Below are 12,526 nucleotides of genomic sequence, written 5' to 3'. Positions count from 1 at the left end.
CCCATGAAGCTGCTCGTCTACGGAATCAACTTCGCGCCGGAACTCACCGGCATCGGCAAGTACACGGGCGAGATGGTCGCCTGGCTGGCCGCGCAGGGCCATGAGGTGCGCGTCGTCACCGCGCCGCCCTACTACCCCGACTGGGCCGTCTGGCCCGGCTACAGCGCCTCGCGCTATGCCACCGAGACATGGCACGGCGCCACCGTCATCCGAACGCCGCTGTGGGTCCCGCGCAAGGTGACGGGCCTTCGCCGCCTCCTGCACCTGGCCAGTTTCGCGCTGACCAGCGTGCCCGCGCTGCTCGCGCAGTGGCGTTGGAAGCCCGACGTGGTGTGGGTGACCGAACCGCCCCTGTTCTGCTCGCCGGCCGCCCTCGCGTTCGCGCGCCTGCGCTCGGCCAAGGCCTGGCTCCACATCCAGGACTACGAAGTGGACGCCGCGTTCGAACTCGGCCTGCTCAAGGGTGCGCGCCTGCGTTCCCTCGTCGCGTCGATCGAGCGTGGCCTGATGCGACGCTTCGACCGCATCTCGACCATCTCGCTGCGCATGATGGAGCGCGCCAGCACCAAGGGCACCGAGGATGCGCGGCTGGTCTCACTGCCCAACTGGGCCGACGTATCCGCCATCCAGCCGTTGCGCGCCGACAGTCCCTACCGGGCCGAACTCGGCATCCCCTCCGACGCCGTGGTCGCGCTGTACTCCGGGAACATGGGTGCCAAGCAGGGCCTCGAGTTGCTGGCGGAAACCGCCGTCATGCTCCGCGACGAGCCGAAGCTGCAGTTCGTGTTCTGCGGCAACGGCGCCGGCCGCGCCGACCTGATGAAGCGCTGCGAAGGCTCGGCCAACGTGCGCTTCCTCGACCTCCAACCCGTCGAACGCCTGGGCGACCTGCTCGGCCTCGCGGACATTCACCTCTTGCCCCAGCGCGCCGACGCCGCCGACCTCGTGATGCCTTCCAAGCTCACCGGCATGCTCAGCAGCGGCCGCCCCGTCGTCGCCGGCGCACGGCCCGAAACGGAACTGGGCAAGGTCGCTGCACAGTGCGGAATGGCAGTACCACCAGACGACGCAAGAGCGTTCGCTGACGCCGTCGTGAGATTGGCAACGCAACCTGAGTTGCGCCGCGACCTAGGCATCCGCGCCCGCGCCTTCGCTGAAGAACGCTTCGACCGCAACGCGGTACTGGCGCAATTCGAACGCGACCTGCAGGACTGCATCACCCCCGAACCCCAAGGCCGTCAAAGCCAGGCCCCTTCCTGAAACAGCGAGGCCCGGCTATGCCGGGCCAATGGGGGTTGGGGCGAGTTCAGGAACACCGCGGAACCGGCTCCGCCGGGCCGCCGGTGTTGCCCCCGGTCAGGGGGTGGGCGCCTACACGAAGTGAGTAAGCCTGGGGGGCGAGCTACTGTTCCTCTGGAAGGATGCTCTCGTAGTTGTAGCTGGTGTAGCGATACCGCCCGTACTTGTAGGCCGCGTACTGGCGGCGTCCGACGTTCATCGCATTGAGCAGCACGCCGGTCGCCGTCTTGCCGCCCATCACGAGCCGGCGCGTGCTTTCCTTCAGCTCGCCCATGGTCGACAGGTCGGCGCGCGCCACCAGCAGCACCGTGCCTGCATGCATGGCAACCGTGCTCGTATCGGCGGCGACCAGCACCGGTGGCGTGTCGATGACAACGAGGTCGTACTGCTCGGAGAGCTTCTCCAGCGTCGACTTGAACGAGTCGGACACCAGCAGTTCGGCGGGATTGGGGGGCAGTTGGCCAGTGGCGAGGAAGTCCAGGCTTGGCACCACCTGGCGGTGCACGGTCTGCTGGATGGTCAGGCTGCCGGCGATCAGTTCCGACAGGCCCCCATGGCGTTGCAGTCCGAAATACTGGTGCGTGTGGCCGCGTCGAAGGTCCGCATCGATCAGCAGCGTCTTCCGGCCCGCTGCCGCCATCAGCGCGGCGAAGTTCGCCGTCACGAAGCTCTTGCCGACGCCGGGTGTGGGTCCGGTGATCAGCACGCGGTTGTTCGGCGCTTCCAGCATCGCGAACTGCATCGCGGTACGCAGGCTCCGGAGGCTTTCCACCGCAGGGTCGTCCGGATGCTCGATCGCCAGCAGCCTGACGCCGGTGGCCCCGCTGAGTCGTCGCTTGGAAATCGTTTCCTGCGCCGCACTCAGCGGAATAGAGGAGAACACCGGCAGGCCGCTTTCGGCCTCGACTTCATGCGGGTCGCGGATGCTGCGCTCGACGAAGGCGTTGCGCAGGAATGCGGCGATGACGCCCAGGAACAGCCCCAGGGCCAGCGCGGCGGCCATGATGACCTTGCGATTCGGCTTCACCGGATACATCGGCAGGATCGCCTCGTCGAGCACGCGCACGTTGCCGACCTTGCCCTCCTTCACCAGCCGCAATTGCAGCGCATTGTTGAGCAGCGACTGGTAGAGCTCCGTGTTCACCTTCACGTCGCGCTCCAGGCGCACGGCATCCTGCTGGACGGTCGGCAGGTTCTTGATGCGGCCCTGGATCTCGCCAATGTCCGTTTTCAGCGCGGCGATCTGCGAATCCAGCGTCTGGACGGTGGGGTGATTCGCCGTGAACCGGCTCTCGAGTTCGCGCCGGCGCTGCTGGGCGTCCAGAAGCTTCGTCTGGCGATCGACCGCCTGGGTCAGGATCAGCGTGGCTTCCTCGCCGATGGTGACCGTGCCCTTCTGCACGCGGAAGCGGTTGTAGGCTTCTTCGGAAGCCTCCAGTTGGCGCTTGAATTGCGGCAACTGCACGTCCAGGAACGACAGCGTCTTCTGCGCCTCGGCAGCCTTGCGCTCGATGTTCTGCTTGACGTATTGCTCGCCCACCGCGTTCAGCACGCGCGTGAGCTTGTAGGGATCGCCGTCCTGCAGCGACACATTGATGATGCCGGACGACTTGCCCCGCTCGATGAGGCTGAGGCTGCTCTGCAATCCGACGATGGTCGGCAGCTTGGCGGTGCGCACAAGGTTGAACTGCGCGCCGGGCTTGCCGGCGAGCTCGGTCACCAGGAGCTCGATGCTTTCCTTGCCGACGTTGGCCTTCAGCATCGTGCCGACGGTTCCGGTCAGCGGTTCGGCCAGCCCCGGGTTCGAGAGCTGGTACTGGCCACCCCCCTTGGCCGTCACGATGAAGAGCGATCCCTCCATGTTGACGGGCACGTTGAAATCCGACACCGCGATCTGCTCGGTGCCCGACACATAGCCGTCGAGCCACAGGAAGCCGGGGTCCGACAGCGTGGTCGCGCGCCGCGCCATCCAGCCGCCGATGTAGGGAACGTAGCGTGGAACGGCCGCGATGTAGATCTTGGTCGCTTCCACCGCCTGGCCCGCGATCATGCGCGAGCGAAGGATTTCGATCTCGCCGCTCGCAGGCGTCTTGACGTCGAACAGCCCGCCCGCTTCGCTCAGGATGCCCTTGCTGCTGGTATCCGGGTCCTCGACCTGGATGACGAGGTTGCCCTCGTAGATCGGCCGCTCGAGCAGCGCGTAGGCGACGCCGATCCCGAAAACCACCAGCGTGACCGCGGCGATCAGCCACTTGTTCGCCGTCAACACTTCGAGGTAATGCCCGAGGTTGAGATCCTCCTCGTCCGTCGTGCCGTGCGAACTGGGATTGGCTTTGGGGGTGAGAGTGGATGTCATCGACTGGATACTCTTGATATGCGTTTGACCCATTCCTGGGCACCGTCTTCTATGAGCGAAAGAGACTGGCCGAACACGTCGCGGCCTGCGCGATACGGGTCGGGCACGTCGCGATCACTGAACTCGCCAAGTCGAAACACCTTGCCTACAGCAAAGGGATAGCGCTCCTCGACCCTGCGCCGTTGTTCGCGATCCATCACGAGGATCAGATCCGCCTGCTGGCACAGTTCGTGGCTGATCTGGCGTGCGCGATGGTCGGCGAGGTTGACGCCGCGCTCGTTCATCAGTTCGCAGGCGATCGGATCGGCCGGATGTCCCACGAGCGCCTCCAGCCCCGCGGACCCGATCTCCGCGTCCGGCAAGGCGGAGGCGAGCAGGCCTTCGGCCATCGGGCTGCGGCAGATGTTTCCGAGGCACACCACGAGGACGTTCCGGATGGTCACGATCGGTCCGCTAGCGGCCCACCGGCGTACCCAGATCGCGATAGGTGATCGCGGTCGTGGCGGTCGGAAGAATGAGGTTCAGCACACGGTTCCACTGGACCAGCGGAACCGGATCGACATACACCACGTCCTTGGGCTTCAGCGCGAAACCATCCGCCATCGCAATGGCCGTCGGCGTGCGCGCGTCGAGGTGGAAGATCGACTGGCCCTTCGACTCGTTGCGGATCACGTAGATCTGCAGCGGATTGGCGGTGGTCAGGTTGAGGCCGCCGACCTCGATCAGCGCGTCGTTCAGGCTCAGCCGGCCGCTGCGCAGCATGACGCCCATCTGCTGCGTCACCTCGCCCATCACGGTGATCTTGCTCTCGTCCCGGTTGCGCACGTAGATCATGTCGCCGTTCTTCAGCGGGATGCGGCTCGGGTCGATGCCGGCATCGGCCATGGCGATCAGGTCGATGCGCGTGGTCTTGCCATCGCGCGTGAGGTTCACCGAGGTCCGGTCACCGGTGGGCGCAACGCCGCCGGCGCGGTTGAGGGCTTCGGAGAGCGTCATCGGAATGTCGGTGAACACCTGGAGGCCCGGCGTGCGCACCTCGCCCTCCATGTAGGCGCGCTTGCTCCGGAAGGCCTCGACCCGCACGCTGAGCTGCGGATTCTTGAATACCCTCGAAAGCCGCTGAACGACCGCTTCCTCGAGCTCCTGGATGGTCATTCCGACCACATTCAGCTTGCCCACATACGGAAAGCTCAACTGCCCGGTGTTCGAGACGATGTAGCCAGGTGCCGGCGAAACGCTGGCGGGATCAGCCACCGTGGTCGCGGGCACCGAACTGAACACCATCTCGGGGTGGTCGAAGACCACGATGCCCACGACATCGCCGATGCCGATGCGGTAAGGCCCGGGCTGGCCAAGCAACGACATGACGTCGGGCCCGAGCTTGGTCTCGAGCGTGGCGGCACGCTGCGCCTTGATCAGGTCAGGCGTGATCTCGATCAGGGCGCCCGGGGGCGGCGGATCGATAGTGGCCGACGAGAAGCCCGCAGGCGAGACAGAATTCGAAGCGTCGTTGCTGGCGGATCGGAAGCCCGGTGCCAGGGGCGCGCAGCCCTGGACCAAGAGGCCCACGGCGACCAACAAAGCGGCATGTAATGGAAGACGTTTCAAAACCAAACTCCGCGTCGTGACCCTGAAATGAATACTTTTGCAAACAGTTACGACTGTACATCAGGAAATTGGGCTTCTCAACCCTTTCTTGGCGTAGGTCGTTAGCTAGAGCAAACCAGTGTTTTATGACCCGAAACGAATACGGAAGATGTAGGCCACGGCCTTGGATTGCATCTTTCGATGATCTCGGATTGCTACTATTCCGATAGCAATCACCCCGCATGTAGCGGGTGTTTATCAGGGATTCTCTGTCTGGGCCGCGCGTTTCCACGCGGCGGAGGCCTGGTCGTTGTCGTCGCGCGCTTCCGCGAGTTGCGCAAGCGCCTGCCAGGCGCGTCGATGGAGGTTGGCGTCCTGTAAGCCAAGCCCCGCCTGTGTGAGCAACTGTTGCGCCTTGCCCCAGAGCTGCCGCCGCATGCAGGCCATGCCCGCAAGGTACTGCAGATTCGGGTCGCGCGGGTTGTTTCTTTGTGCCGACTCGATCCGGGCCAGCCATTCGGCATCGACCGAATCGAGACCCGCCTCGAGCGCCCGCACGAGCTTCACGCGCAGGGACTCGCCCAGGCTCTGGGGCTGCTCGATCATGCGCTCCCAGACCGGCAGCAGCCAGGACCGCGCCAGCGTCAGGTCGCCGCGCAGCGCCACCATGCGCTGGGCCGCGTGGATCGCGACCTCGGGCATCTCGCGCTCCCAGGCTTCGAACTCGTTCCAGGCCCGCAGCAGTTGGGCCGGATCGTGGGCGCCCGACAGCAGTTCGGTCGCCAGCCCGCGCACGATGCTCTGCGCCGCGGCGTCCGAGAAGGCGCGGTGCTTGGCCAGGAGCCGCGCCGTCTCGAGCGCTTCGAGCGTCCGCCGATCCTGCCGGGCGGCCTTCAGCCGCAGGCGCAAGGCGAGCGTGCGCCGTTGCGCGCCCTGCGGCAGTTCCTCCAGCCGCGCCAGTGCTGCCGGGGCGTCGCTGTCGTCCAGCACCCAGCGGGCGGCACGCAATTGCACGCCTTCGCGTGTTTCGGGCGAGGACAAGGCACCGCGTTCCGCGCTCTCGTTGAGCGCTTGCTGCAGGTGCGCGTCGCGCGCCGGACGGTCCTGCAGCGACTGCGCGCTCTCCGCCGCCAGCAGATGCGCCATGACGCGCACCTGCAAGGCCTGGGGAAGCCGGGCGTCCAGTGCCGCCAGCGTTCTTTCCTGTGTGAGGGCAGCCAGCGCGGCCTTGCGCGCACGGGAAAACCGACCCGCCAGCAACTGCACAGCCGCATCGAGCAGGGCCGCATGCAACGCGCGTTCCTTCTGCTGCAGGCGCCATTGGCGCGCCTGCTTCGGCAGCGAGAACAGCGCGGAGAGGCCCCGCAGCGCGAGGTGCAGGAGCACGAAAGCGCCGAACAACAGCAGCAGCACGAGATTCAGCGACAGGTCGACCCGCCACGGCGGCCAGAAAACGGTGATCGTGCCCTGGTTGTTGCCCGCGAACAGCGCCACCGCAGCCGCGATGCCGAACAGGGCGAGAAACCAGAGAACTGCGCGCATGACCCGACTAGCGACCGGATGCGGCCGTGGCAAGCGCCGCCAGGGTTTCGTCGATGCGTGGCGGCTCCGTGGCCTTCACCTGGGCCTGCAACTGCTGCACCAGCGTTGCGGCGGCCTGCACGCGACGCGACGACGGGTCGAAATAGCGGTTGATCGAAGCCGAGACCGTGGCGAGCTCTCCGCGGGCCGTATCGACCTGGCGCGACAGCAGTGCCAGTCGCGCATTGAGCAGCTTGAGCTTGAGGTTCTCGCGCAGGAAGAAGGTCTGGTCCGGCGTCAGGAGCACGGCTTCGGGGCGCTCGATGCGACCGACCCGCAGCAGCGAGCGCGCCTCGTTGCGCACCTGCACCAGGAAACGCTCCCACCACGGGGCGTCGGCCGGAACCGGCTCGACCTGCAGCGCGTTCGCGCCCGTGCCGCGCATGCCCACGGCGTTGAGCACCGGCAGGTCGTCCACGCTGCGGATGAGGTCGTCGAGCTTCTGGAGCGCCTCGCCGTTGTCGGCGCTCGCGCTGGCGCGCAGACGGTCGGCGTCGTGCTGCATCGCACGCTGCAGCGGCGCCAGGCGCGGCTGCGATGCGCGCGAGATGCGCAGGTCGCCGGCCTTGAGGGCCGCGAGCAGAGGCTGGACGTTGCCCGTGACCTGCGCCTGTTGCAGCGCCAGGCGGACGGCCGCCTCGATATCGACGACGAGGTTCTCGTCACGCGATCGCGACAGGCTCTGCATCAGCTCCTCGAGTTGGGTGCGTTGCAAGGCCACTTCGCCGACACGCGTCTCGGCAAGGGCGAGCCGGGCCGCCGTGTCGCGCACGACTTCATGGGCCTGGCGCGCCAGGGTGCGGGCCTCCAGCGATTGGGCCAGCGCGTCGGCGCTCTGGCGCGCAAGCTGTTCCTGCATGCCGCTGACCTTTTGCCAAAGTGCCAGCGAAGTCACCAGCGCCGCCACGGCGACGATGGCCAGCAATCCGAACAGGATGCGCGAGAGCAGCGCCACGGCCGCCGCATGGCTGGCCTGCAGGGTGGCCGGCACCGGAGCGCGCGCCATGGGTTCCTGCAGGGGCTCATTCAAGACGGAAGCGTCGCTCATGCGAGCGATTCTATCGACGCGACCAGCACCGGCAGATCAGGCCGAGACACTTGCACACGACCGAAACCCGCGGTACGCGCGGCATCGACGATGCGCTCGTGCGTGGCGATCGCGCGCGCCGCATGCCAGGGCGTGTCGGGCATCGACCGGCAGAGATTGGCGATGGCCTCGGAACTGCTGAACAGCCACACCGCGGCACCCGACGCGCCTTCGGCCGCGAGATGGCGTTCGACGTCGCCGAAGGACGGCAGCAGACGACGGTAGGCGACCACCTCGTCGCAAGTGCCCCCAGCGGCCGCGATCTCGCGCGCGAGCCAGTCGCGTCCGGCAGCCTGGCCGGAGGCATCGCCGCCGCGGACGATCAGGACACGCGCACCCGGCCCGACCTGCGGCCGCACCACCGCCCACAGCGCTTCGGAATCGAACTGCGGCGCATCCGGGGTCGGCGCGTCGATCGAGGATTCGGGCACGCCGGCCTCCCTGATGGCACGCGTGGTGCCGGGTCCTGTGCCCCAGAAACGGGGCCGCAGCGGCGCGGCAATGCCGGTGCCGCGAAAAAAATGCTCGGCGGCGGCGGCGCTCACGAACATCAGCGCGTCATAGTCGGACAGCCGCTGTCGCGCGGCATCCAGCGCCGTTGAATCTTGCAGCGGCTCGATGGCGATCAGGGGCAACGCGACCGCATCGAGTCCTGCCGCACGCAAGTCGTCGACCCAGCGCGCGGCCTCGCGGGCGGGCCGCGTGACGATCACTCTTGCCGGCGCCATCTCAATGCGCGCCGGCCGCGCGGAGCATCCTCGCGGCGTCGTCTCCGAGCGCGCCGGCCTGCGCGAAATCCGTCGCTTCGGCCACCGTGTGCACGCGCACCAGCGGCTCGCTGCCTTCGGGATCGCCCCAGGCGGCATCGATGCGTAGACCGCCGTCGGCCTGCCATCGCGCATGGGCCGCCAGCGGCATCGAGCAACTGCCGCCCATCGCCCGGCTGACCGCGCGCTCCGCGGCCGTCGCGAGCCAGTCGTTGCGGCTTGACAGCGGCGCGAGCAGGTCGATCAGGTCCTGTCGATCCGCGCGCACCTCGATGCCGAGGGCGCCCTGCCCCGCTGCGGGCAGCATGGCGTCGGGCTCGAAGGTCTGCCGGATGCGGCTTTCCAGGCCGAGCCGCTTGAGGCCGGCTGCGGCGAGCACGATCGCGTCGTACTGGCCTTCATCCAGCTTGCGCAACCGCGTGTCGAGGTTGCCGCGCAGGGGTTCGATGCGCAGATCGGGCCGCAGCGCGCGCAACAGCACCACGCGCCGGAGACTGGAAGTGCCGACCACGGCCCCCCGCGGAAGTTCGTCGAGCGAGGCATGGCGCGGCGACACCAGCGCGTCACGCGGGTCCTCGCGCTCCAGCACGCAGGCCAGCGCGAAGCCGTCGGGCAGGTCCATCGGCACATCCTTGAGCGAATGCACCGCGATGTCGGCACGCCCTTCTTCGAGTGCGAGTTCCAGTTCCTTGACGAAGAGGCCCTTGCCGCCGACCTTGCTGAGGGAGCGGTCGAGGATCTGGTCGCCACGGGTGGTCATGCCGAGCAGCGCGACGGTATGGCCTTGTTCTTGCAGGAGTGCCTGGACGTGCTCGGCTTGCCACATGGCCAGCCGGCTTTCGCGCGTGGCGATGACGATGTTGGTCAAGACCGTTTTTCCAATGAGAAAGAGACCCGCGAGATGCTAGCATGTTGCGCCGCAGCAACGTCGCCGCAGGCCCATCCGACGAGGAGATGATCCGAATGAAGAAGAGCCCCGCCCCGGCTGCCGCCAAGCGCCGGCACAGTGACGAAGACCTGCCCCTCATCAACGACATCCGGCTCCTGGGCCGCATCCTCGGCGATGTGATCCGCGAACAGGAGGGTGCGGAGAGCTATGCACTGGTGGAGAAGATCCGCACCCTGTCGGTCGCATTCCGGCGCGACGCGGACCATGCGGCGGACCGCGCGCTCAAGAACTTGCTCAAGGCCCTGAGCGCGGCCGAGACGGTGCGGGTCATCCGCGCCTTCACCTACTTCAGCCATCTCGCGAACCTGGCGGAGGACCGCCACCAGATCCGACGTCGCACGGAAGCCGACCGGGCCGGCGAAAGCGCCGAAGGCAGCCTGGAGATCGCGCTCACGCGCATCCGCAAGGCCGGCATCAAGCCCGAGGCGGTGGTGGAATCGCTTGCGCACAGCTATGTGTCGCCGGTGCTCACCGCGCACCCGACGGAGGTGCAGCGCAAGAGCATCCTGGACGCCGAGCGCGCCATCGCGCAGTTGCTCACCGCGCGCGACGAGATCGCCCTGCGGCAGCAAGCCTTCGCCGGAAAGAAGGATGCGCTGACGCCCATCGAGTACGCCGACAACGAAAGCCAGATGCGCACCCGCGTCACGCAGTTGTGGCAGACGCGGCTCCTGCGTTTCTCCAAGCTCACGGTCGCCGACGAGATAGAGAACGCGCTGAGCTACTACGAAGCGACCTTCCTGCGCGAGATCCCGCGCGTGTACGCCGATCTGGAAAAGGCGCTCGCCCACGGCGGCAACGTGCCCTCGGTGGCCCCCTTCCTGCGCATGGGCCAGTGGATCGGCGGGGATCGCGACGGCAATCCCAACGTGACCGCCGAAACGCTCGAATACGCACTGCGTCGCCAGGCCGAACTCGCCCTGCGCCACTACCTGACGGAGGTGCACTTCCTGGGCGGCGAGCTGTCGCTGTCGGCCACGCTGGTGGATGTGTCGGTGGAGATGAACGCCCTGGCGGAGCGCTCGCCCGACAAGAACGAACACCGCGTCGATGAACCCTATCGTCGCGCGTTGACCGGCATCTATTCGCGCCTCGCGGCCACGCTGCGCGACCTCACCGGCGGCCAGGCGGCGCGACACGCCGTGCCGCCGCAGAACCCCTACTCCAACGCCGAAGAGTTTCTCGCCGACCTGCGCATCATCGAGGAGTCGCTCGGCGACAAGCACGGCGCGGTGTTGGCCGCTCAGCGCCTGCATCCGCTGATCCGTGCGGTGGAAGTGTTCGGCTTTCATCTCGCGACGGTCGACCTGCGGCAAAGCTCGGACAAGCACGAGGCAGTGGTCGCCGAGTTGCTTGCCACCGCGCGCATCGAGCCTGACTACGCCGCCCTGGCCGAAGAGGACAAGCAGACGCTGCTGCTGCGGCTGCTCGACGACGCCCGGCCACTGCGCGTGCCCGACGCCGACTATTCGCCCCTGGCAAAGAGCGAGATCGCGATCTTTGCGGCTGCCCGCACGGCGCGTGCGCGCTTCGGCGTCGCAGCCATTCGCCACTACATCATCAGCCATACCGAGACGGTGAGCGACCTGCTAGAAGCCTTCCTGCTCCAGAAGGAAGTCGGCCTGCTGCGCGGAACCCTCGCCGAGAACGCGACCTGCGACCTCATCGTCGTCCCGCTGTTCGAGACAATCGAGGACCTGCGAAACGCCGCGCCGATCGTGCGGGCCTTCTACGCCCTCCCCGGCATCCACGCGCTGATCCAGCGCTCGGGCGCCGAGCAGGACGTGATGCTGGGCTACAGCGACAGCAACAAGGACGGAGGCATCTTCACCAGCAACTGGGAGCTCTACCGCGCCGGACTCGCGCTGGTGGCGCTCTTTGACGAACTGAACGCGGGGAGCAGCGTGCCGATCCGGCTGCGCATGTTCCACGGCCGCGGTGGCACGGTGGGTCGAGGCGGCGGCCCGAGCTACCAGGCCATCCTCGCCCAGCCACCGGGCACGGTGCGCGGGCAGATCCGGCTGACCGAGCAGGGGGAGGTCATCGGCTCGAAGTACGCCAACCACGAGATCGGCCGGCGCAACCTCGAGACCCTCGTGGCCGCGACGCTCGAAGCCACGCTGCTGCCGACCGCCAAGCCCGCGCCCGCGGCTTTCGTCGACGCGGCGGCCGAACTGTCGGCCGCCAGCATGGCCGCCTACCGTGCGCTGGTGTACGAAACCCCGGGCTTCGGCGACTACTTCTTCAGCGCCACGCCGATCCGCGAGATCGCCGAACTCAACATCGGCTCGCGGCCCGCCTCGCGCAATCCGAGCCGCAGCATCGAGGACTTGCGTGCCGTCCCCTGGAGCTTCAGCTGGGGGCAATGCCGGCTCACGCTGCCCGGCTGGTACGGCTTCGGCTCGGCCATCGAGCGCTTCCTTGCGCAGGCGGCCAACCCGTCGGCGCACAAGGAACGGCAGGCATTGCTGCAACGCATGTATGCGCAATGGCCCTTCTTCCGCACGCTGCTGTCGAACATGGACATGGTCCTCGCCAAGAGTGACCTCGCGCTGGCTTCGCGCTACTCGGAACTGGTGGCCGAGAAGAAGCTGCGGCAAAAGGTGTTCTCGATGATCGACGCCGAGTGGCATCGCACCTCGGATGCGCTGACGCTGATCACGGGCGCGAAGCAACGGCTGGCAGGCAACGCCGACATGCAGCGCTCTATTCGCCATCGCTTTCCGTACATCGATCCGCTGCATCACCTGCAGGTGGAACTGATGCGACGCTACCGCGCCGGGCAGGACGACGAGCGCCTGCAGCGGGGCATCCACATGTCCATCAACGGCGTGGCGGCAGGCCTGCGAAACACCGGCTAGGGAAGCGCGCGAACGCGGCTTGTGCTCCGTCTCCTACGC

9 protein-coding genes are annotated in these 12,526 nt (G+C 67.3%); 2 read left to right on the top strand and 7 right to left on the bottom strand.

The annotated features are described in order from the left end of the window. The first annotated feature begins 3 nt into the window (after positions 1 to 3). Positions 4 to 1,260 carry a WcaI family glycosyltransferase gene (locus tag AC1D3B_RS22985; protein ID WP_478192987.1) on the top strand — a complete coding sequence of 419 codons (1,257 nt, stop codon included), beginning with the start codon at positions 4 to 6 and terminating at the stop codon, positions 1,258 to 1,260. Between the two features lie 142 nt (positions 1,261 to 1,402). Here AC1D3B_RS22985 and AC1D3B_RS22980 read toward each other — a convergent pair whose 3' ends face one another. The 7 genes from AC1D3B_RS22980 to hemC all read right to left on the bottom strand — a co-directional run bounded on the left by AC1D3B_RS22980 (position 1,403) and on the right by hemC (position 9,545). Further along, on the bottom strand, positions 1,403 to 3,655 hold the full coding sequence (locus AC1D3B_RS22980; RefSeq protein WP_478192986.1) for a polysaccharide biosynthesis tyrosine autokinase: 2,253 nt from the start codon (positions 3,653 to 3,655) through the stop codon (positions 1,403 to 1,405). Beyond that, positions 3,652 to 4,092 carry a low molecular weight protein-tyrosine-phosphatase gene (locus AC1D3B_RS22975; protein ID WP_478193036.1) on the bottom strand — a complete coding sequence of 147 codons (441 nt, stop codon included), beginning with the start codon at positions 4,090 to 4,092 and terminating at the stop codon, positions 3,652 to 3,654. The genes AC1D3B_RS22980 and AC1D3B_RS22975 overlap by 4 nt, the downstream gene beginning before the upstream one ends. Before the next feature lie 16 nt (positions 4,093 to 4,108). Continuing rightward, a complete protein-coding gene (locus AC1D3B_RS22970; protein WP_478192985.1) occupies positions 4,109 to 5,263 on the bottom strand; it encodes a polysaccharide biosynthesis/export family protein in 1,155 nt (384 codons plus the stop codon). A gap of 237 nt (positions 5,264 to 5,500) precedes the next feature. Further along, on the bottom strand, positions 5,501 to 6,784 hold the full coding sequence (locus AC1D3B_RS22965) for a heme biosynthesis HemY N-terminal domain-containing protein (RefSeq protein WP_478192984.1): 1,284 nt from the start codon (positions 6,782 to 6,784) through the stop codon (positions 5,501 to 5,503). A 7-nt stretch (positions 6,785 to 6,791) separates the two neighbouring features. Continuing rightward, on the bottom strand, positions 6,792 to 7,871 hold the full coding sequence (locus tag AC1D3B_RS22960; protein ID WP_478192983.1) for a uroporphyrinogen-III C-methyltransferase: 1,080 nt from the start codon (positions 7,869 to 7,871) through the stop codon (positions 6,792 to 6,794). Beyond that, a complete protein-coding gene (locus AC1D3B_RS22955; RefSeq protein ID WP_478192982.1) occupies positions 7,868 to 8,638 on the bottom strand; it encodes a uroporphyrinogen-III synthase in 771 nt (256 codons plus the stop codon). The genes AC1D3B_RS22960 and AC1D3B_RS22955 overlap by 4 nt, the downstream gene beginning before the upstream one ends. A 1-nt stretch (position 8,639) precedes the next feature. Continuing rightward, positions 8,640 to 9,545 (bottom strand): hydroxymethylbilane synthase, encoded by a 906-nt coding sequence (hemC, locus tag AC1D3B_RS22950; RefSeq protein ID WP_478192981.1) that lies wholly within the window; start codon positions 9,543 to 9,545, stop codon positions 8,640 to 8,642. 95 nt (positions 9,546 to 9,640) lie between these two features. Here hemC and ppc point away from each other — a divergent pair, with 95 nt between their 5' ends. Next, positions 9,641 to 12,487, top strand: coding sequence for a phosphoenolpyruvate carboxylase (gene ppc / locus AC1D3B_RS22945; protein WP_478192980.1), 2,847 nt, complete (start codon positions 9,641 to 9,643; stop codon positions 12,485 to 12,487). The last annotated feature ends 39 nt before the right edge of the window (positions 12,488 to 12,526 follow it).

Source organism: Variovorax sp. P5_A3, assembly GCF_056400665.1.
This window is presented reverse-complemented; position numbering and strand designations above follow the sequence as displayed.